General features: G+C 66.6%; 15 protein-coding genes. All 15 read right to left on the bottom strand.

From position 1 onward, the window contains the following. Positions 1 to 23: 23 nt before the first annotated feature. Positions 24 to 320 carry a 50S ribosomal protein L23 gene (locus MMB17_RS16160; RefSeq protein WP_238314348.1) on the bottom strand — a complete coding sequence of 99 codons (297 nt, stop codon included), beginning with the start codon at positions 318 to 320 and terminating at the stop codon, positions 24 to 26. Then, on the bottom strand, positions 317 to 937 hold the full coding sequence (rplD, locus tag MMB17_RS16155) for a 50S ribosomal protein L4 (protein WP_238314335.1): 621 nt from the start codon (positions 935 to 937) through the stop codon (positions 317 to 319). The genes MMB17_RS16160 and rplD overlap by 4 nt, the downstream gene beginning before the upstream one ends. Further along, complete coding sequence (gene rplC, locus MMB17_RS16150) at positions 937 to 1,662, bottom strand: 50S ribosomal protein L3 (protein WP_238314332.1); 726 nt, start codon at positions 1,660 to 1,662, stop codon at positions 937 to 939. Before rplC ends, rplD begins: the two co-directional genes overlap by 1 nt. A gap of 50 nt (positions 1,663 to 1,712) precedes the next feature. Then, positions 1,713 to 2,021 carry a 30S ribosomal protein S10 gene (gene rpsJ, locus MMB17_RS16145; RefSeq protein ID WP_238314320.1) on the bottom strand — a complete coding sequence of 103 codons (309 nt, stop codon included), beginning with the start codon at positions 2,019 to 2,021 and terminating at the stop codon, positions 1,713 to 1,715. A gap of 86 nt (positions 2,022 to 2,107) precedes the next feature. After that, complete coding sequence (gene tuf, locus MMB17_RS16140) at positions 2,108 to 3,298, bottom strand: elongation factor Tu (RefSeq protein ID WP_238315046.1); 1,191 nt, start codon at positions 3,296 to 3,298, stop codon at positions 2,108 to 2,110. A 43-nt stretch (positions 3,299 to 3,341) separates the two neighbouring features. Beyond that, positions 3,342 to 5,417 carry an elongation factor G gene (fusA, locus tag MMB17_RS16135; protein WP_238312714.1) on the bottom strand — a complete coding sequence of 692 codons (2,076 nt, stop codon included), beginning with the start codon at positions 5,415 to 5,417 and terminating at the stop codon, positions 3,342 to 3,344. A gap of 60 nt (positions 5,418 to 5,477) precedes the next feature. Then, on the bottom strand, positions 5,478 to 5,948 hold the full coding sequence (rpsG, locus tag MMB17_RS16130; RefSeq protein WP_238312716.1) for a 30S ribosomal protein S7: 471 nt from the start codon (positions 5,946 to 5,948) through the stop codon (positions 5,478 to 5,480). 135 nt (positions 5,949 to 6,083) lie between these two features. Next, positions 6,084 to 6,455 carry a 30S ribosomal protein S12 gene (rpsL, locus tag MMB17_RS16125; RefSeq protein WP_004447775.1) on the bottom strand — a complete coding sequence of 124 codons (372 nt, stop codon included), beginning with the start codon at positions 6,453 to 6,455 and terminating at the stop codon, positions 6,084 to 6,086. Between the two features lie 360 nt (positions 6,456 to 6,815). Beyond that, a complete protein-coding gene (locus tag MMB17_RS16120) occupies positions 6,816 to 7,433 on the bottom strand; it encodes a DUF805 domain-containing protein (RefSeq protein WP_241099537.1) in 618 nt (205 codons plus the stop codon). Between the two features lie 194 nt (positions 7,434 to 7,627). Next, positions 7,628 to 11,836 carry a DNA-directed RNA polymerase subunit beta' gene (gene rpoC, locus MMB17_RS16115; RefSeq protein ID WP_238312720.1) on the bottom strand — a complete coding sequence of 1,403 codons (4,209 nt, stop codon included), beginning with the start codon at positions 11,834 to 11,836 and terminating at the stop codon, positions 7,628 to 7,630. A 168-nt stretch (positions 11,837 to 12,004) separates the two neighbouring features. Continuing rightward, positions 12,005 to 16,135, bottom strand: a complete 4,131-nt coding sequence (gene rpoB, locus MMB17_RS16110; RefSeq protein ID WP_238312722.1) for a DNA-directed RNA polymerase subunit beta — start codon at positions 16,133 to 16,135, stop codon at positions 12,005 to 12,007. A 260-nt stretch (positions 16,136 to 16,395) separates the two neighbouring features. After that, positions 16,396 to 16,776 carry a 50S ribosomal protein L7/L12 gene (rplL, locus tag MMB17_RS16105; protein WP_238312724.1) on the bottom strand — a complete coding sequence of 127 codons (381 nt, stop codon included), beginning with the start codon at positions 16,774 to 16,776 and terminating at the stop codon, positions 16,396 to 16,398. Positions 16,777 to 16,833: 57 nt separating this feature from the next. Beyond that, positions 16,834 to 17,352: a 50S ribosomal protein L10 gene (gene rplJ / locus MMB17_RS16100; RefSeq protein ID WP_238312726.1), complete on the bottom strand. Its 519-nt coding sequence runs from the start codon at positions 17,350 to 17,352 to the stop codon at positions 16,834 to 16,836. A 664-nt stretch (positions 17,353 to 18,016) separates the two neighbouring features. Beyond that, positions 18,017 to 18,259: a hypothetical protein gene (locus MMB17_RS16090; protein WP_241099536.1), complete on the bottom strand. Its 243-nt coding sequence runs from the start codon at positions 18,257 to 18,259 to the stop codon at positions 18,017 to 18,019. 155 nt (positions 18,260 to 18,414) lie between these two features. Continuing rightward, a complete protein-coding gene (locus MMB17_RS16085; protein WP_238312730.1) occupies positions 18,415 to 20,058 on the bottom strand; it encodes a B12-binding domain-containing radical SAM protein in 1,644 nt (547 codons plus the stop codon). Positions 20,059 to 20,121 lie beyond the last annotated feature (63 nt).

Raw genomic sequence — 20,121 nt, 5'->3', positions numbered from 1 at the left:
GCTTGATCCTAACGCTTCAAGTCTCAGAGGCCGGTCGTGACGTCGATCGTGTCACCCTCGGCGAGGGTGATGATCGCCTTCTTCACGTCCGAACGCTGCCCGCGCTGCCCGCGGAAGAACTTCTTCTTGCCCTTGGTGACGAGCGTGTTGACGCTCGTGACCTTGACGTCGAACAGCTTCTCGACCGCGTCCTTGATCTGCGGCTTGGTGGCCTTCGGGGCGACCCGGAAGACGACCTTGTTCTGCTCGGTGAGGTTGGTCGCCTTCTCGGTGATGACCGGGGAGACGATCACGTCGTAGTGGCGCGGATCGGCACTCATTTGAAACGCTCCTCCAGCGCGTCGACGGCGGCGCGCGTCAGCACGAGCGTGTCGCGGCGCAGGATGTCGTAGACGTTGATGCCCTGCACGGGCAGAACGTCGATCTGCGGGATGGCGCGAGCGGCGCGGCCGAAATTCTCGTCCACTTCCGCCCCGCCGATGATCAGCGCGTTCGAGAGGCCGAGCTTGCCGAAGCGCTCGATGAGCGCCTTGGTCTTGAAGCTCTCGATCTTGATGTCGTCGACGACGATCAGGGTCGAGGCCTTGGCCTTCGTGGAGAGCGCATGCTTGAGGGCAAGCGCGCGCACCTTCTTGGGCAGGTCGTGGGCATGGCTGCGCACGACCGGACCGAAGGCACGTCCACCGCCGCGGAACTGCGGGGCGGAGGCGGCGCCGTGACGGGCGTTGCCGGTGCCCTTCTGCTTGTACAGCTTCTTCGAGGTGCGATCGACGTCCGAACGGTTCTTCACCGCATGGGTGCCGGCGCGCCGCTTGGCGAGCTGGTAGCGCACCATGCGCTGCAGGATGTCGGCGCGCGGCTCAAGGCCGTAGATCGCCTCGTTGAGCTCGACCGAGCCGGCGGAGCCGCCGTCGAGCGTGGTGATATCGAGCTTCATCACGCGTTCTCCTCGGAGGCGGGCGCTTCGGGAGCCGCGGCGGCAGCACCGTTCTCACGGAACTTGCCCGGCTGCGGCACGTCGGCGGGGAGCGCACGCTTGACCGCGTCGCGGACCTGGATCCAACCGCCGGCGACGCCGGGAACGGCGCCCTCGACGAGGATGAGGCCGCGCTCCGGATCCGTGCGCACGACGCGCAGGTTCTGCGTGGTCACCCGCTCGACGCCGAGATGGCCCGGCATCTTCTTGTTCTTGAAGGTCTTGCCCGGATCCTGGCGGCCACCGGTCGAACCGATCGAGCGGTGGGAGATCGACACGCCGTGGGTGGCGCGCAGACCGCCGAAGTTCCAGCGCTTCATGCCGCCGGCGAAGCCCTTACCCGTGGTGGTGCCCGTCACGTCGACGAACTGGCCCGGGATGAAGTGGTCGGCGGTGATCTCGGCGCCGACCGGGATCAGCGCGTCCTCGGACACGCGGAACTCGGCGAGCTTCTGCTTCGGCTCGACCTTGGCGACGGCGAAGCGGCCGCGCTCGGCAGCCGAGACGTTCTTCACCTTGGCCTTGCCGACGCCGACCTGCAGCGCGACGTAGCCGTCTTTCTCGGTGGTACGGTGTGCCACAACCTGGCACTGATCGATCTGGAGCACGGTGACGGGCACGTGTTCGCCTGCGTCCGTGAAGACGCGGGTCATGCCGACCTTCCGTGCGATGACGCCTGAGCGCATAGGTCTCTCCCTCGCGCGATGAAACAGGAAGCTCTAGGTCCGAGGCGGACTTAGAGCTTGATCTCCACGTCCACGCCCGCGGCGAGGTCGAGCTTCATGAGCGCGTCCACGGTCTGCGGAGTCGGGTCGACGATATCGAGCACCCGCTTATGCGTGCGCATCTCGAACTGCTCGCGGGACTTCTTGTCGATGTGCGGCGAGCGATTCACGGTGAACTTCTCGATGTGGGTCGGCAGCGGGATCGGGCCACGGATCTGGGCGCCGGTGCGCTTGGCCGTGGAGACGATTTCCTTGGTCGACGCATCGAGGATGCGATGGTCGAACGCCTTGAGGCGGATGCGGATATTCTGACCGTTCATGACCTGATTACCTCGGCGGGAACGTGAAGGGCGGGCGCGAGGGCCCGCCCCTCTTCGTCCCCTGTCGGTAGCTCGTGCCGGATGGCTTAGTCGTTGATGGCGGCGACGACGCCGGCACCGACGGTTCGGCCGCCTTCACGGATGGCGAAGCGGAGCTTCTCTTCCATGGCGACGGGGGTGATCAGGACGACGTCCATGGTCACGTTGTCGCCGGGCATCACCATCTCGGTGCCTTCCGGCAGGGTGACGACGCCGGTCACGTCCGTGGTGCGGAAGTAGAACTGCGGACGGTAGTTGGTGAAGAACGGCGTGTGGCGGCCGCCCTCTTCCTTGGTGAGGATGTAGGCCTCGGCCTTGAACTTGGCGTGGGGCTTGACCGAGCCGGGCTTGCACACGACCTGGCCGCGCTCGACGTCCTCGCGCTTGGTGCCGCGCAGCAGCACGCCGACATTGTCGCCCGCCTGGCCCTGGTCGAGCAGCTTGCGGAACATCTCGACGCCGGTCACCGTCGTCGTGGTGGTCGGGCGGATGCCGACGATCTCGACGGTCTCGCCGACCTTCACGATGCCGCGCTCGACGCGGCCGGTCACCACCGTGCCGCGGCCCGAGATCGAGAACACGTCCTCGATCGGCATCAGGAACGGCAGGTCGATCGGCCGCTCCGGCTGCGGGATGTAGGCGTCCACCGTCTCCATCAGCTTGAGCACGGCGTCACGGCCGATCTTGGGCTCCTTGTCCTCGAGCGCCATCAGGGCCGAGCCCTTGGTGATCGGGATGTCGTCGCCGGGGAAGTCGTACTTCGAGAGAAGCTCGCGCACCTCCAGCTCGACCAGCTCCAGAAGCTCCTCGTCGTCGACCATGTCGACCTTGTTGAGGAACACCACCAGCGCCGGAACGCCGACCTGGCGCGCCAGAAGGATGTGCTCGCGGGTCTGCGGCATCGGGCCGTCGGCCGCCGACACCACCAGGATCGCGCCGTCCATCTGCGCCGCGCCCGTGATCATGTTCTTCACGTAGTCGGCGTGGCCGGGGCAGTCCACGTGCGCGTAGTGACGGTTCGTCGTCTCGTACTCCACATGCGCCGTCGAGATCGTGATCCCGCGCGCCTTCTCCTCCGGAGCCTTGTCGATCTGGTCATAGGCCGTGAACGTCGCGCCGCCGCTCTCCGCCAGAACCTTCGTGATCGCCGCCGTCAGGGACGTCTTGCCGTGGTCGACGTGACCAATCGTCCCAATGTTGCAGTGCGGCTTCGAACGGGTGAACTTTTCCTTGGCCATCAGAGCCTCCTGAAGTCGAAAGAATGGGTGTTAAGCGAAGAGCTTAGGCGTACTTGGCGATGACCTTGTCGGCCTCGCCGCGCGGCACCTCTTCGTAGTGATCGAACTGCATCGTGAAGTTGGCGCGGCCCTGGCTGAAGGAGCGCAGCTGGTTCACGTAGCCGAACATGTTGGCCAGGGGGACCATGGCGTTGATGACATTGGCGTTTCCGCGCATGTCCTGGCCCTGGATCTGGCCGCGGCGGGAGTTGAGGTCGCCGATGACCGAGCCGGTATACTCCTCGGGGGAGACCACCTCGACCTTCATCACCGGCTCCAGCAGTACCGAGCCGCCCTTCTGAAGCGCCTCGCGCAGGGCCGCGCGGGAGGCGATCTCGAAGGCGAGCGCCGAGGAGTCGACGTCGTGGTAGGCGCCGTCCACCAGCTCCACCTTGATGTCGACCACCGGGAAGCCCGCGAGCACGCCCGCCGTCAGGACCGAGTTCAGGCCCTTCTCGACGCCGGGGATGTACTCCTTCGGCACCGCGCCGCCGACGATCTTCGACTCGAACGAGAAGCCTGCGCCCGGCTCGTTCGGCTCGACCACGAACTTCACGCGGGCGAACTGACCGGTGCCGCCGGTCTGCTTTTTGTGCGTGTAGTCGACCTCCTGACGGCGGGTCAGCTTCTCGCGGTAGGCCACCTGCGGCTGGCCGATATTGGCGTCGACCTTGTAGGTCCGGCGCAGGATGTCGACCTTGATGTCCAGGTGGAGCTCGCCCATCCCCTTGAGGATGGTCTGGCCCGACTCCTGGTCCGTCGACACCCGGAAGGACGGATCCTCCGCCGCCAGCTTCGACAGCGCGATGCCCAGCTTCTCCTGGTCCGCCTTCGACTTCGGCTCGACGGCGATCTCGATGACGGGCTCGGGGAACTCCATCTTCTCGAGGATCACCGCCTTGTTCGGGTCGCAGAGGGTGTCGCCCGTGCGGGTGTCCTTGAGGCCGGCGAGGGCGACGATGTCGCCCGCATAGGCTTCCTTGATGTCCTCACGGTTGTTGGCGTGCATGAGCAGCATGCGGCCGACGCGCTCGCGCTTGTCGCGCGAGGAGTTCAGCACGCTCGAGCCCGACTCCACCTTGCCCGAATAGACGCGGCAGAAGGTGATCGTGCCGACATGGGGATCGTCCATGATCTTGAAGGCGAGCATGGAGAACGCGTCCTCGTCGGACGGCTGGCGCTGGACGGGCTCCTCGGTCTTGAAGTCGAGGCCGTCGACCGCGCCGCGATCGACCGGGGACGGCAGGTAGTCCACGACGGCGTCGAGGAGGGGCTGCACGCCCTTGTTCTTGAAGGCCGAGCCGCAGAGCACCGGATGGAAGGCGCGCAGCTGCACGGCCTTGCGGACGAGCTTGCGCAGACCGTCCTCGTCCGGCTCCACGCCGTCGAGATAGGCGCTCATGGCGTCGTCATCGAGCTCGACGCAGGCCTCGACCAGCTTGGTGCGGTACTCGACGGCCTGGTCCTTGAGGTCGGCCGGGATCTCCTCCTCGGAGAAGTTCGCGCCGAGGGCCTCGCCCGACCAGACGATCGCCTTCATCTTGATGAGGTCGACGACGCCCTTGAAGGAGCTCTCGGCGCCGATCGGCAGCTGCAGGCAGACCGGCTTGCCGGCGACGCGGCCGATGATGTCGGCGACGCACTTGAAGAAGTCGGCGCCGATCTTGTCCATCTTGTTGACGAACACGACGCGCGGCACGTCGTACTTGTCGGCCTGGCGCCACACGGTCTCGGTCTGGGGCTCGACGCCCTGGTTGCCGTCGAGCACGCAGACGGCGCCGTCGAGCACGCGGAGCGAACGCTCCACCTCGATGGTGAAGTCGACGTGGCCGGGGGTGTCGATGATGTTCAGACGCTTGTCGCGCCAGAAGCAGGTGGTGGCAGCAGAGGTGATCGTGATGCCACGCTCCTGCTCCTGCTCCATCCAGTCCATGGTGGCAGCGCCCTCATGGACTTCACCGATCTTATGCGACTTGCCGGTGTAGTAGAGGATCCGCTCGGTCGTCGTGGTCTTGCCGGCATCGATGTGGGCCATGATGCCGAAGTTACGGTAGTCCTCGATCGCGTGCGTGCGGGGCATCGGGGTCTCTCCGGAAAGGGGCGGACGGAGCGCCGCCCGGGGCGGCGCTCGACGGACGAATTACCAGCGGTAGTGCGAGAAGGCGCGGTTGGCCTCGGCCATCCGGTGGGTGTCTTCGCGCTTCTTGACCGCGTTGCCGCGGTTGTTGGCGGCATCGAGCAGCTCGGCCGAGAGACGCTCGACCATGGTGCGGTCGTTGCGGGCGCGGGCGGCCTGGATCAGCCAGCGGATGGCCAGAGCCTGACGGCGCTCGGCGCGCACCTCGACGGGGACCTGGTAGGTCGCGCCGCCGACGCGGCGGGAGCGGACCTCGATCGCCGGGGCGACGTTGTCGAGAGCGGCGCGGAACACCTCGATCGGGTTGGCGCGGGCGCGGTTCTCGACGATGTCGAAGGCGCCGTAGACGATCCGCTCGGCGACCGACTTCTTGCCCTCGTACATGATCGAATTCATGAACTTGGTCAGGACGACATCGCCGTACTTGGGATCCGGGATGATCTCGCGCTTCTCGGCAGAGTGACGACGGGACATTTTGTCTGGCTCTCGAAAAGTATGGTCTTAAGCGCCCCGCGCAGGCTGCCTTTCCTCGATCGAGGCCGCAGCATCCTTGCGAGGCCGTGGAAACGTGTCCGGCCCGCCCGAAGAGAATAACTTCGGGCCAGATCCTTACTTCGGACGCTTGGCGCCGTACTTGGAGCGACGCTGCTTGCGGTTCTTGACGCCCTGGGTGTCGAGCACGCCGCGCAGGATGTGGTAGCGCACGCCCGGAAGGTCCTTCACGCGGCCGCCGCGGATCATGACCACGGAGTGCTCCTGAAGGTTGTGACCCTCGCCCGGGATGTAGCCGATCACCTCGAAGCCGTTGGTGAGACGGACCTTGGCGACCTTACGCAGCGCCGAGTTCGGCTTCTTCGGGGTCGTGGTGTAGACGCGGGTGCAGACGCCACGCTTCTGGGGGCAGGCATTGAGCGCCGGCACCTTGTTGCGAGCCTTCTGAGCCTTGCGCGGCTGCGCGATCAGCTGGTTGATCGTCGGCATTCTCTGCCCTCTTCATCGAACCGCTCTGGGCGGTTCCCGTGTCCAAATCGATGCCCCTTGCGGGGCGCCCCGGCCCGATCGGTCCGTTTCCGGCTCGATCGCAAAACGAATAGCGCCAGAGGCCGGAAGGGCCTTTGGCGAGTGACGAGGCAGAGGACCACGCTTGAATCAAGCGCGTTCTTACCTACCGATCTGACGCGATGTCAGTCTTGTGAGCCCCGGCATCGTCACGACGGAGGTGCATGAAGCGAGGCGCTTCGAACCGTCCGCGATCTGCGATCTACCGAAGTGGCGCGCTTCTACGCGCCCTTGTGCGCAACGTCAACCGTTTCGCAGCAGGAAGTTCTGCTTTCGATCCGGTTAATGGCTGCGGGCCAGCGGATCCGGACCGAAGCGGTTCGGGCCCTGCTGGCCGCGGCGCAGGAAGACCACGACGAGGAGCCAGAGGCTGGTGGCGAGCCACGCGCTCGCCAGAAGGAGGGTCAGTCCACCGACGGGCCCCTCGGGCCGGGTCGTGTCCACGGCCAGGCTCACCGCCGCGAACAGAAGCGGAAGCAGCGGCAGGAACATCCACCAGCCCGAACGGTCGAGGTCGTGGCAGCGCTTGATGCCCACGGCGATGGCGGACCAGGTGGAGACGATGGCGAGGATCTGGCCGAGGATCGGGATCCACCCGAGCACGCCGCCGGCGATGAGCGGAACCAGGAAACCGTAGAGCCAGTAATCGCCACGGGAGAGTCGACCCTTCGGGCTCAAGTAGAACGGCACCCAGTCCCGCCGGGTCAGGGTCGAGAGCGGCGTTTCGAGGGCGTAGATCTCGCGGGCTTCCGTCCCGTCGCAGGTGAAATCGACGTCCTGACCGGAGAACGACGCCGGGGATCGCAGATCCGAACTGCGATAGCTGTAGCGTTGCCCGTCCTGGCCCGAGATCAATCCTTCGCGGGTGGCGTCCGCGACGACGAGAATCTTTCCGCGCATTGATGACCCCTCGGACGAATCCGGCCCGTCTTCGTGTCCGATGACGATTCGTCCCGGGATCTTCTAGGCACGTCCCTCTTTCAGGCGGATGAAAATCAAAAGGTCCCCCTCGTGGGACGAGTCCGACCCGAAACGAAGAAGGGCGGCCCTCTCGGACCGCCCTCCCCGCTGTCTTCAGAGACTAGCTCGACCGCTCACTCGGCGGCCGGCGGCAGCTCGCCCACCGGCTGCGCTTCGCTGTTGGCGGCGCGCTGCTGGAGAATGAGATTGTCGCGGCGGCGGGCGATCGCCTTGATGTCCGCCGCGAGCGAGCCCGTCCCTGCCGGGATCAGCGAGCCGACGATCACGTTCTCCTTGAGGCCTTCCAGGGTATCGACCTTGCCGTTGACCGCCGCCTCGGTGAGGACGCGGGTGGTCTCCTGGAACGAGGCCGCCGAGATGAACGACTTCGTCTGCAGCGACGCCTTGGTGATGCCGAGCAGGACCGGGACGCCCTGGATCGGCTTCTTGCCCTCCGCCTCGAGCTTCTCGTTGTATTCCGCGAGCTCGGTGCGGTCGATCTGGTCGCCGGGCAGGATGTCCGAATCGCCGCCGTCGGTCACTTCGACCTTCTGCAGCATCTGCCGGACGATCACCTCGATGTGCTTGTCGTTGATGAGAACGCCCTGGAGCCGGTAGACCTCCTGGATCTCGTTGACGAGGTAAGCCGCGAGCTCCTCCACGCCCTTGATCGCCAGGATGTCGTGCGGCGCCGGGTTGCCGTCGACGATGTAGTCGCCGAGCTCGACCACGTCCCCGTCCTGAAGGTGGATGTGCTTGCCCTTCGGGATCAGGTACTCGACCGGATCGGACCCGTCATGCGGCGTCAGCGTGAGCCGGCGCTTGTTCTTGTAGTCGCGGCCGAAGGAGATCGTGCCCGACTTCTCGGCGATGATCGCCGCGTCCTTCGGGCGCCGGGCCTCGAACAGTTCCGCCACCCGCGGCAGACCGCCGGTGATGTCGCGGGTCTTGGCCGACTCGGTCGCGACGCGGGCCAGGATGTCGCCGGCCTTCACCTTGCCGCCCGGGTCGGAGCCGATGATGGCATCGACGGGCAGGAAGTAGCGGGCATCCGAGCCGCGCGGCAGCTTCACGGGCTTGCCGTCCTGATCGACGACGAGCATCGCCGGCTTCAGGTCGGAGGTCCGCGACGAGCCGCGCCAGTCGATGACGACGCGCTTGGCGATGCCGGTCGATTCGTCGGTGGTCTCCGTGATGGACTGGCCATCGTAGAGATCCTCGTAGGCCACGATACCGTCGACCTCGGTGATGATCGGCCGGGTATAGGGGTCCCACTCCGCGATGCGCTGGCCGCGCTTGATCTTGTCGCCCTCGTCCACGCGCACCTTGGCGCCGTATTGGAGGCGGTGCACCGCCCGCTCGACGCCGTCGGGACCGACGATCACCACGGCCACGTTGCGGCCGGTGGCGATGAGATCGCCGTCGGAGTTCTTCGCGAGCGCCCGGTTGCGGATCTTCACCGTGCCTTCGAAGCTCGACTCGATGAAGGACGAATCCGCGATCTGGGCGGCGCCGCCGATGTGGAAGGTGCGCATGGTGAGCTGGGTGCCCGGCTCGCCGATGGACTGCGCCGCGATGACGCCGACGGCCTCGCCCATGTTGACCGGCGTGCCGCGGGCGAGGTCGCGCCCGTAGCAGGTGGCGCAGACGCCGCTCTTGGTGGCGCAGACGAGCACCGAGCGGATCTTCACCTCCTGGATGCCGGCGGCTGTGATCAGCGGGAGATGCTTCTCCTCGATGGTCTCGCCGATCTGGACGATGACGCTGCCGTCCTGGGCGACGAGCTCCTCCGCCGCGGCGCGGCCGAGGATGCGGGTCGCGAGCGGGGCCACGACCTGGCCCGCGTCCACGATGGCGCGCATCCGGATGCCGTTCTGCGTCCCGCAATCCTTCTCGCGGATCACCGCGTCCTGGGCCACGTCGACGAGGCGGCGGGTCAGGTAGCCGGAATTGGCGGTCTTCAGCGCGGTGTCCGCGAGGCCCTTACGGGCGCCGTGGGTCGAGTTGAAGTACTCGAGAACGTCGAGGCCTTCCTTGAAGTTCGAGATGATCGGCGTCTCGATGATCTCGCCCGACGGCTTGGCCATGAGGCCGCGCATGGCCGCGAGCTGCTTCATCTGGGCGGGCGAGCCACGGGCACCGGAGTGGCTCATCATGTAGATCGAGTTGACCTGCTTGTCGGCGCCGTTCTCGTCCTTCTGGACCGCGGAGATGCGGCCCATCATCTCCTGGGCGAGCTTGTCGGAGCACTTCGCCCAGGCGTCGACGACCTTGTTGTACTTCTCGCCCTGGGTGATCAGGCCGTCATTGTACTGCTGCTCGTAGTCCTTCACGAGGGCGCGGGTTGCGTCCACGATAGACCACTTGTTCTCCGGCACGACCATGTCGTCCTTGCCGAAGGAGATGCCCGCACGGAAGGCGTGGCTGAAGCCGAGCGCCATGATGCGGTCGCAGAAGATCACCGACTCCTTCTGACCGCAGTGGCGGTAGACGGTGTCGATCATCGCGGAGATCTCCTTCTTCGTCATCAGCTTGTTGACGACGTCGAAGGGCACCTTCGGGTGCAGCGGCAGCACGCCGGACAGGATCACCCGGCCCGGGGTGGTGTCGTAGATCTTGACCATGGGCTCGCCGTCCGGGCCGATGCCCTTCCAGCGCCACCGGATCTTCGAGTGCAGCGACACGGTCTTGGCCGCGAGCGCGTGCTCCAGCTCGCCGATATCGCCGAACACGCCCTGCATCGGGTTCTGCTTGTTGTCGGGGTTGTACGCGCCGACCGCGCCGTCGGCGACGATCGACAGGTAGTAGAGCCCCAGCACGATGTCCTGCGACGGCACGATGATCGGCTGGCCGTTCGCGGGATGCAGGATGTTGTTGGTCGACATCATGAGGACGCGCGCTTCCAGCTGCGCCTCGAGGCTCAGCGGGACGTGCACGGCCATCTGGTCACCGTCGAAATCCGCGTTGAAGGCGGCGCAGACCAGCGGGTGCAGCTGGATCGCCTTGCCCTCGATCAGCTTCGGCTCGAAGGCCTGGATGCCCAGACGGTGGAGCGTCGGCGCGCGGTTGAGCATCACCGGATGCTCGCGGATCACCTCGTCCAGGATGTCCCAGACCTCGGGCTTCTCCTTCTCCACGAGCTTCTTGGCCTGCTTCACCGTGGCCGAGAAGCCCTTGGCGTCGAGGCGCGCGTAGATGAAGGGCTTGAACAGCTCGAGCGCCATCTTCTTCGGCAGGCCGCACTGGTGGAGCTTCAGCTCCGGTCCGACCACGATGACCGAGCGGCCGGAATAGTCGACGCGCTTGCCGAGCAGGTTCTGGCGGAAGCGGCCCTGCTTGCCCTTCAGCATGTCGGCGAGCGACTTCAGCGGGCGCTTGTTGGCGCCCGTGATGACGCGGCCGCGGCGGCCGTTGTCGAACAGCGCGTCCACCGCTTCCTGAAGCATGCGCTTCTCGTTGCGGATGATGATGTCCGGCGCGCGCAGCTCGATCAGCCGCTTCAGGCGGTTGTTGCGGTTGATGACGCGGCGGTACAGGTCGTTGAGGTCCGACGTGGCGAAGCGGCCGCCGTCGAGCGGAACCAGCGGGCGCAGGTCCGGCGGGATGACGGGCACGACCGTGAGGATCATCCATTCCGGCTTGTTGCCCGACTGCTGGAACGCCTCGATGATCTTGAGGCGCTTCATCAGCTTCTTGGGCTTCAGCTCGGAGGTCGTGGTGGCGATCTCCTCACGCAGCGCGTTGGCGATGCCGTCCAGATCCAGCTCCTGCAGGATCCGGCGGATCGCCTCGGCGCCGATCATCGCCGTGAACGAATCCTCACCGTACTCCTCCTGTGCGCGCAGGTACTCCTCCTCCGACAGGAGCTGACGCTCCTTCAGGGGGGTGAGGCCCGGCTCGATGACGCAGTAGGACTCGAAATAGAGGATGCGCTCCAGGTCCTTGAGCGCCATGTCGAGCAGCAGGCCGATGCGGCTCGGCAGCGACTTCAGGAACCAGATATGGGCGACGGGCGCCGCGAGCTCGATATGGCCCATGCGGTCGCGCCGGACGCGGGCGAGGGTGACTTCGACGCCGCACTTCTCGCAGATGACGCCCTTGTACTTCATGCGCTTGTACTTGCCGCACAAGCACTCGTAGTCCTTGATCGGCCCGAAGATGCGCGCGCAGAACAGGCCGTCGCGCTCGGGCTTGAAGGTCCGGTAGTTGATCGTCTCGGGCTTTTTGATCTCGCCGTAGGACCAGGACAGGATCTTCTCCGGCGAGGAGATCGAGATCTTGATCTGGTCGAAGCTCTGCGGCTGGGCCTGCTGATTGAAAAGGTTCATGACCTCTTGGTTCATGATCCGCTCCTTGCTGACGGAGCGCCCCGCGCCTGGGCGGCCCCGTGCTGAAACTTCAAGGCGCCGCGCTCTCCTCGAGCGCCGCTGGCCGTCGTCACCGGAGGCTCCGCCCCTCCCCGCTCGACCGCGGCGGCATCGGGGGATGCCGCCGCGGGAGGTGTGTCGCCCTTACTCGGCCGCGTCGGCCGGCGGCTCGATCTGGTCGTTGGCCGCCTGCTGCTGCTTCGAGGAGGTGAGCTCGACGTTGAGGCCGAGCGAGCGCATCTCCTTGACGAGCACGTTGAAGGATTCCGGAATGCCGGCCTCGAAGGTGTCGTCGCCGCGGACGATCGCCTCGTAGACCTTGGTGCGGCCGGCCACGTCGTCCGACTTCACCGTGAGCATCTCCTGCAGCGTGTAGGCCGCGCCGTAGGCCTCCAGCGCCCAGACCTCCATCTCGCCGAAGCGCTGGCCGCCGAACTGCGCCTTGCCGCCCAGGGGCTGCTGGGTGACGAGCGAGTACGGGCCGATCGAGCGCGCGTGGATCTTGTCGTCCACGAGATGGTGGAGCTTCAGCATGTAGATGTAGCCCATCGTCACCTTGCGGTCGAAAGGCTCGCCGGTGCGCCCGTCATAGAGCGTCGACTGCGCCGAGCGGTCGAGCCCGGCCATCTCCAGCATCGTCTCGATGTCGGCTTCCTTGGCGCCGTTGAACACCGGGGTGGCCATCGGAACGCCGCGGCGGACGTTGTTGCCGGCCTCCGCGAGATCCTCGTCGGACAGCCCGTCGAGCTCGGCCGGCGAGTAGATCGCCTCCATCTCCCGGCGCAGCGGCGCGATGTCCTGGGTCTTCAGATAGGCGTCGACGGCCTTCGAAACCTTGCGACCCAGGCCCGCAGCCGCCCAGCCCAGATGGGTCTCCAGGATCTGGCCGACATTCATGCGCGAGGGCACGCCCAGCGGGTTGAGCACGATGTCGGCATGCGTCCCGTCCTCTAGGAACGGCATGTCCTCGATCGGCACGATGCGCGAGACCACGCCCTTGTTGCCGTGGCGGCCGGCCATCTTGTCGCCGGGCTGGATCTTGCGCTTCACCGCCACGAAGACCTTGACCATCTTCATGACGCCCGGAGGCAGCTCGTCGCCGCGCTGCAGCTTCTCGACCTTGTCGAGGAAGCGCTGCTCGAGGCGCTTCTTCGACTCGTCGTACTGCTTCTGCATCGCCTCCATCTCGGTCATGAGACGGTCGTCGACGACGGCGAACTGCCACCACTGCGAGCGCGGATAGTCGTTGATCAGCTCGCGGGTGAGGGTCGTGTCCTTCTTGAAGCCCTTCGGGCCGGCGATCGGCGCCTGGCCGATCAGCAGCTCGGAGAGGCGCGCATAGGTGTTGCGGTCGAGAATCGCCTGCTCGTCGTCGCGGTCCTTGGCGAGGCGCTCGATCTCCTCGCGCTCGATGGCCTGGGCGCGCTCGTCCTTGTCGACGCCGTGGCGGTTGAACACCCGGACCTCGACGATCGTGCCGGTGACGCCCGGCGGCACCCGCAGGGAGGTGTCGCGCACGTCCGAGGCCTTCTCGCCGAAGATGGCACGGAGCAGCTTCTCCTCCGGCGTCATCGGGCTCTCGCCCTTCGGGGTGATCTTGCCGACGAGGATGTCGCCCGCATGCACCTCGGCGCCGATATAGACGATGCCGGCCTCGTCGAGGTTCTTGAGCGCCTCTTCCGAGACGTTCGGGATGTCGCGGGTGATCTCCTCCGGACCCAGCTTGGTGTCGCGGGCCATCACCTCGAATTCCTCGATGTGGATCGAGGTGAACACGTCATCCTTCACGATCCGCTCGGAGAGCAGGATCGAGTCCTCGAAGTTGTAGCCGTTCCACGGCATGAACGCGACGAGCACGTTGCGGCCGAGGGCGAGCTCGCCGAACTCGGTCGAGGGACCGTCGGCGATGATCTCGCCCTTCTTCACGGGCTCGCCCACCCGCACCAGCGGCTTCTGCGTGATGCAGGTCGACTGGTTGGAGCGCTGGAACTTCTGCAGGCGGTAGATGTCGACGCCGGGCTTGGTCGGGTCGGTCTCCTCCGTGGCGCGGATGACGATACGGGTGGCGTCCACCTGATCGACGATGCCGGCGCGGCGGGCGGCGATGGCGGCGCCGGAATCCCGGGCGACCACGGCCTCCATGCCCGTGCCGACGAAGGGCGCGTCGGCGCGAACCAGCGGCACCGCCTGGCGCTGCATGTTCGAGCCCATCAGCGCGCGGTTGGCGTCGTCGTTCTCGAGGAACGGGATCAGCGCCGCGGCGACCGAGACGAGCTGCTTGGGCGACACGTCCATGAGGTCGACGCGGTCGGGGGAGACCACGATCACCTCGCCCGCGCGGCGGCAGACCACGAGGTCGTCCGTCAGCTTGCGATCCGCGTCCATGCCGGCATTGGCCTGGGCGACGTAGTACTTCTGCTCCTCCATGGCGGAGAGGTAGGCGACCTCGTCGGTCACGACCCCGTCCTTCACCCGGCGGAACGGCGTCTCGATGAAGCCGTACTTGTTCACGCGGGCGAAGGTCGCCAGCGAGTTGATCAGGCCGATATTCGGGCCTTCCGGCGTCTCGATCGGGCAGATGCGGCCGTAATGGGTCGGGTGCACGTCGCGCACCTCGAAGCCGGCGCGCTCACGGGTGAGACCGCCCGGGCCAAGCGCCGAGAGGCGGCGCTTGTGGGTGACCTCCGAGAGCGGGTTGGTCTGGTCCATGAACTGCGAGAGCTGCGACGAGCCGAAGAACTCGCGCACCGCCGCGGCGGCGGGCTTCGCGTTGATCAGGTCCTGCGGCATCACGGTGTCGATGTCGACGGACGACATCCGCTCCTTGATGGCGCGCTCCATGCGCAGGAGGCCCAGGCGGTACTGGTTCTCCATGAGCTCGCCGACCGAGCGCACGCGGCGGTTGCCGAGGTGGTCGATGTCGTCGATCTCGCCCTTGCCGTCGCGCAGGTCCACGAGCGCCTTGACGACGGCGAGCATGTCCTCCTTGCGCAGGGTGCGCATGGTGTCGGGCGCGTCGAGGTCGAGGCGCATGTTCATCTTCACGCGGCCGACCGCGGAGAGGTCGTAGCGCTCGGCGTCGAAGAACAGCGAGTGGAACATCGCCTCGGCAGTGTCGAGGGTCGGCGGCTCGCCCGGGCGCATGACCCGGTAGATGTCGAACAGCGCGCCCTCGCGGCCCGAGTTCTTGTCCACGTTGAGAGTGTTGCGGATGTAGGGGCCGACATTGACGTGGTCGATGTCGAGCACCGGCAGCTCGGTGACGCCGACATCGTCGAGCGCCTTGAGCAGCTTCTCGGAGATCTCGTCGCCGGCCTCGGCCCAGATCTCGCCGGTCTGCATGTTGACCAGGTCCTCGGCGATATACTGGCCGACGAGATCCTCGTCGGTCGCCTTGAGGAACTTGGTGCCCTTCTCGCCGATGAGGCGCGCGTTGCGGGCGTTCAGCTTCTTGCCCGCCTCGAGCACGACCTCGCCGGAATCGGCGTCGACGAGGTCGACGCTGGCCTTGAAGCCCTTCAGGCGCTCGGCATCGAACGGCACGCGCCAATCCGCCCCGTCCCGGGTGTAGAGGACGCGGTTGTAGAAGGTCGAGAGGATCTCCTCGCCGTCGAGGCCCAGCGCGAACAGCAGCGAGGTGACCGGCAGCTTCCGCTTCCGGTCGATGCGCACGTAGACGATGTCCTTGGCGTCGAATTCGACGTCGAGCCAGGAGCCCCGGTAGGGGATGATGCGGGCGGCGAAGAGCAGCTTGCCGGAGGAGTGCGTCTTGCCCTTGTCGTGGTCGAAGAACACGCCCGGGGAGCGGTGCATCTGCGAGACGATGACGCGCTCGGTGCCGTTGACGATGAAGGTGCCGTTGTCCGTCATGAGCGGCATGTCGCCCATGTAGACGTCCTGCTCCTTGATGTCCTTGACGGACTTGGCGCCGGTATCCGGGTCGACGTCGAACACGATCAGGCGCAGGGTCACCTTGAGCGGGGCCGCGAAGGTGATGCCGCGCTGGCGGCACTCGTCGACGTCGTATTTGGGCGCCTCGAAGGTGTAGCGGACGAATTCGAGGAGCGCGGTCGAAGAGAAGTCCGAGATCGGGAAGACGGACTTGAAGACGCTCTGCAGGCCCTCGTCGGCGCGGCCACCCTCGGGCTCGTCCACCATCAGGAACTGGTCGTAGGACGCCTTCTGGACCTCGATCAGGTTCGGCATTTCCGCGACTTCGCGGATCTTGCCGAAGAACTTGCGAATGCGCTTGCGACCGACCAGCGTGTTGGCCATGTGACCTCGCTCCACCATCCCGCGTCCTGGTTGCCCGGGGAAGGCTCTGACGCCTCCCGCACCGGACTGGAAGGCGCGCCCCGCCGGGCCGCCTTCCCCGTCTCAAAATCCTGCCCTCGTCTGCGGACCGAACCGGGATCCGCGAGGCCGCCCTCTTTAAGCGACCTTAGCCCGCGGGCGAGGCACCCGCGGGCTCCGGTCGCGGAAGGCCCTAAAGAGCCTTCCGCGCGGCGATGGGCCGGAAGCGGCCCATCTCTGTCTTACTTGAGCTCGACCTTGGCGCCGGCCTTCTCGAGCTGGGCCTTGATCTTCTCGGCCTCGTCCTTGGCCACCGACTCCTTGATCGGCTTCGGGGCGCCCTCGACGAGGTCCTTGGCCTCCTTGAGGCCGAGGCCGGTGATCGCGCGGACCTCCTTGATGACCTCGATCTTCTTGTCGCCGGCCGAAGCCAGGACAACGGTGAACTCGGTCTGCTCCTCGGCGGCGGCGGCAGCGCCACCACCCGCGGCCGGGCCAGCGGCGACGGCGACGGCGGCAGCGGCGGAAACGCCCCACTTCTCCTCGAGGAGCTTCGCGAGCTCGGCGGCCTCGAGAACGGTCAGGGAGGAGAGATCCTCGACGATCTTGGCGAGATCAGCCATGTTTCACTTCCTTGGATATATCGGTTTGAACGGATGGGTTTGTAAGGGGGAAACGGCTCAGGCCGCTTCGTCCTTCTTGGCATAGGCCCCGAACACGCGGGCGAGCTTGGCCGCCGGCGCGTTGACGACCTGGGCGACCTTGGTCGCGGGAGCCTGGATGAGGCCCACGAGCTTGGCGCGCAGTTCGTCGAGGGACGGGAGCGAGGCGAGGGCCTTCACGCCGTCCGGGTTCAGGGCGGTCGTTCCCATGGCGCCGCCAAGAATTACGAGCTTGTCGTTGGTCTTGGCGAAATCCACCGCCACCTTGGCGGCCGCGACCGGGTCGCTCGAATAAGCGAGCAGGGTCGGACCCTTCAGGAGGGGCTTGATGGAGGCGACGTCCGTGCCATCGAGAGCGATGCTGGCGAGGCGGTTCTTCGCGACCTTCACGGTGGCGCCGGCCTGCTTCATCTGCGCGCGCAGCTTCTGCATGTCGGCCACCGTGAGGCCCTTGTAGTGGGCCACGACGACGACGGCGTTCGTGGTGAACACGCCGTTGAGCGTCGAGACGAGATCAGCTTTTGCTGTCCGGTCCACTGGGCTCTCTCCGGTTGGCGGAACCTTGGACAGGTCCGCCGGTTGCACTTGCCGCCCGGAACGGATCTCGGCGTAGAAGCCGAAAACGTCCTGGACGACGTCTCTCGGCCCTGTCCCCGGGCGCCGCAGACGCGGCATCGCGGGTGAGATGGTTCAAACCGATGCCTCTCCCCGGTGCGTGAGCCCCGAAGCGAGGTTGCGAGAATTCGGTCTTCCCCGTCTGTGCAGGCTGGCGGATTAAGCCGGTTGCCCGGCGCCTGCAGTCTCGGACAGGACATGGCCGGAAACGGCGCTCGAAGCGGGTGCTTCGAGACCCTTCCGGCCAAAACCGCCTGGTCGCCCAGGCGGAATCTCGAACGGAAACCGACCGATCGGTCGATCCCTTTCCAATGGGTGAATGCGTGGAGCGCGGTGTATAGAGGCTAGCAAGCCCCCTGCCAAGTCCCGTTTCGCGACTTTTCCGCCGCAGGCAACAGGGATCGCACGCGGGAGGGCAGTTGGGTCGAGCCTCGATCCGCCCGGAGGAAGCGCAGCGTTCCGACGATCCGCGTGCCCTCCCCGGTTTCGGCGGGGTGATTCTCGCCATCATGGACCGGAATCCCGGGGAAGTCGAACGGGCTCGTCCCCTCCAGGCAAACGCCCGCGATCCCGCTGGGCGCGCCGCTCATCCGATCGGCCGCGCCCTGTCGGCCATCATCTCGGCCCGCACGTCCTGGAGATAGCCGGTCAGCCGCCGGGCGACCTGCGCATCGGCGCACTGGACCCAGAAGTTCGAGCCCGCGACCTCGGCGCCGAGATTGCGCAGGATGTCCTCGGCCGGTCCGGCGGCGCCGCGCTCGCAGGCGCTCGCCACGTGGCGCAGGCCCCGGGGTGTGGCGATCACGATGGCGATGGTCGCGGGCGGCATCACCCGGAGCCTAGAGCCGTGCCCGATCGCATGGCAATCGGGCACGGCGCGAGAGGCTTGTTTTGACGCACGCCCTTTCGCCGAATGGGCCTCCCCTTCGGCGCAGAGCGCCCGCCCCGGCGATCGGCCTGCGGCGGCAGAGGGGAGAAGCCGGCTCAGGCGGCTTCCCGCTCCGGCGTGAACCGCCGGCGCGTGTTCTCCCACCAGCTCCGCTCGCGTTGCGCCTCCGCCTCCGCCGCCTTGGCCGCGTAGAAGGAGGCGTTGTGCTCGCCGCGCAGGGCCTCGCGGGTGAAGCGGATCAGGTGGTGGGCGACGAAGCCCATGTTGAACACCGCCTCGATCTGCCCGCGCTTGAGGGCGTAGGCCGCCGCCCGCCAGAACGGCTTGCGGTAATCGGAGAACAGGCCGACCCGGGTGACGATGTTGAAGCCGAGGATCAGGCCGCGGCGCAGGTTGGTGACGGTGAGCTTGCCCGCCGTCGGCGTGACGATCCGGTGCGGATAGGTCACGTCGCACTGGTGCTTGAAGCGCTCGAAGATCTTCTCCGGGGCGTAGGCGTGGGCGATGGCCCGGCGCCAGCTCGCTACCACGGTGTCGTGGGGGCGCTTGAACAGCACGTTGGATTCGAGGCTCGCGTCGTGCACGAGCCGGCCCTCCTTCTCCAGCCGGTCCCAGAGCGGGGTCTTGGGCAGGGCCTGGAGCAGGTTGATCGTCAGCACCGGGATCGCGGAGCGGTCGATGAAGTCGATCAGGTTCTGCTCGGAGCGGTCGGTGTCGGTGTCGAGGCCGAGGATGATGCCCGAGGTCACCTCGAGGCCGTAGCTGTTGAGGGTCTCGATCGCCTCGTACATCGGCACGGCGGCGTTGTGGGTCTTGTCGATGCCCTTGAGCGCGTCGGCCTCTGGGGTCTCGATGCCGACGAACACCGTCATGAAGTTGGCCTGGCGCATCAGCTCGAGGATCTCGGGCTGCTTGGCCATGTTCAGCGTCGCCTCGCAGGCGAACTGGAGCGGGTAGTTGTTCTTCTTCTGCCACTCGACCAGCACCGGCAGCATCTCCCGCGTCGCCTTGCGGTTGCCGATGAAGTTGTCGTCGACGAAGTAGACCACCGCCGGGTGGCCCGGCTGGCTGACGATGGCGTCGAGCTCGGCGCAGAGCTGCTCCGGCGTCTTCAGCCGCGGCTGCCGCCCGTAGAGCTGCGGGATGTCGCAGAACTCGCAGCGATAGGGGCAGCCCGAGGAGAATTGCAGGGAGCCGATCAGGTAGCGCTTGAGCGGCACCGCCGCGTAGGCGGGGGCGGGAAAGTCCGAGAGCCCCAGCCGCTCCTTGGTGTCGAGCACCACCTGCCGGGCCGGGCGGGAGAGGTCGCGGTCGAGGATCTCGACCAGTCGGTCGGTGGCGTCGCCGATCTCGCCGACATGCAGGTAGTCGAAGTCCGGATACTTCTCCTGCGCGCCGGAGACCGAGGGACCGCCGAGCACGGCGACCTTGCCGGCGGCATGGGCGCGCTTGCCGATATCGTGGATCTGGCCTTCCTGGATGTGCATGCCGGAGACGAACACCGCGTCGGCCCAGGCGAAGTCCTCAGGCGTGGCGCGCTTGATGTTCTCGTCGATGAACCGGCACTCCCAGGCCTCCGGCATGTAGGCCGCGATCACCAGCAGGCCCTGGGGCGGCATGAAGGCCTTGACGCCCCCCATCAGCGGGTAGGCGTGGGAGAAGGTGCCGAAGGACGGCGTGTAGGCGGGGAAGACGCAGAGGATGCGTCGCTTGGAGGTGACCGTCAGGGAGCATCGCATGGGGGCCTATCTAGCACAGGCCCCGCGGAAGGCGCGCCCCTCAAGCATGCGTTTTTGCCGCGC

It is taken from the genome of Methylobacterium organophilum (assembly GCF_022533465.1).
GTDB lineage: Bacteria > Pseudomonadota > Alphaproteobacteria > Rhizobiales > Beijerinckiaceae > Methylobacterium > Methylobacterium organophilum.
Note: the sequence above shows the minus strand (reverse complement) of the source record. Positions and strands in the feature narration are given on the sequence as shown.

Excerpts from the sequence above, each read along its gene's own strand:
- MMB17_RS16160 (WP_238314348.1), bottom strand. The coding sequence starts at position 320 with ATGAGTGCCGATCCGCGCCACTACGACGTGATCGTCTCCCCGGTCATC.
- rplD (WP_238314335.1), bottom strand. The coding sequence starts at position 937 with ATGAAGCTCGATATCACCACGCTCGACGGCGGCTCCGCCGGCTCGGTC.
- rplC (WP_238314332.1), bottom strand. The coding sequence starts at position 1,662 with ATGCGCTCAGGCGTCATCGCACGGAAGGTCGGCATGACCCGCGTCTTC.
- rpsJ (WP_238314320.1), bottom strand. The coding sequence starts at position 2,021 with ATGAACGGTCAGAATATCCGCATCCGCCTCAAGGCGTTCGACCATCGC.
- tuf (WP_238315046.1), bottom strand. The coding sequence starts at position 3,298 with ATGGCCAAGGAAAAGTTCACCCGTTCGAAGCCGCACTGCAACATTGGG.
- fusA (WP_238312714.1), bottom strand. The coding sequence starts at position 5,417 with ATGCCCCGCACGCACGCGATCGAGGACTACCGTAACTTCGGCATCATG.
- rpsG (WP_238312716.1), bottom strand. The coding sequence starts at position 5,948 with ATGTCCCGTCGTCACTCTGCCGAGAAGCGCGAGATCATCCCGGATCCC.
- rpsL (WP_004447775.1), bottom strand. The coding sequence starts at position 6,455 with ATGCCGACGATCAACCAGCTGATCGCGCAGCCGCGCAAGGCTCAGAAG.
- MMB17_RS16120 (WP_241099537.1), bottom strand. The coding sequence starts at position 7,433 with ATGCGCGGAAAGATTCTCGTCGTCGCGGACGCCACCCGCGAAGGATTG.
- rpoC (WP_238312720.1), bottom strand. The coding sequence starts at position 11,836 with ATGAACCAAGAGGTCATGAACCTTTTCAATCAGCAGGCCCAGCCGCAG.
- rpoB (WP_238312722.1), bottom strand. The coding sequence starts at position 16,135 with ATGGCCAACACGCTGGTCGGTCGCAAGCGCATTCGCAAGTTCTTCGGC.
- rplL (WP_238312724.1), bottom strand. The coding sequence starts at position 16,776 with ATGGCTGATCTCGCCAAGATCGTCGAGGATCTCTCCTCCCTGACCGTT.
- MMB17_RS16090 (WP_241099536.1), bottom strand. The coding sequence starts at position 18,259 with ATGCCGCCCGCGACCATCGCCATCGTGATCGCCACACCCCGGGGCCTG.
- MMB17_RS16085 (WP_238312730.1), bottom strand. The coding sequence starts at position 20,058 with ATGCGATGCTCCCTGACGGTCACCTCCAAGCGACGCATCCTCTGCGTC.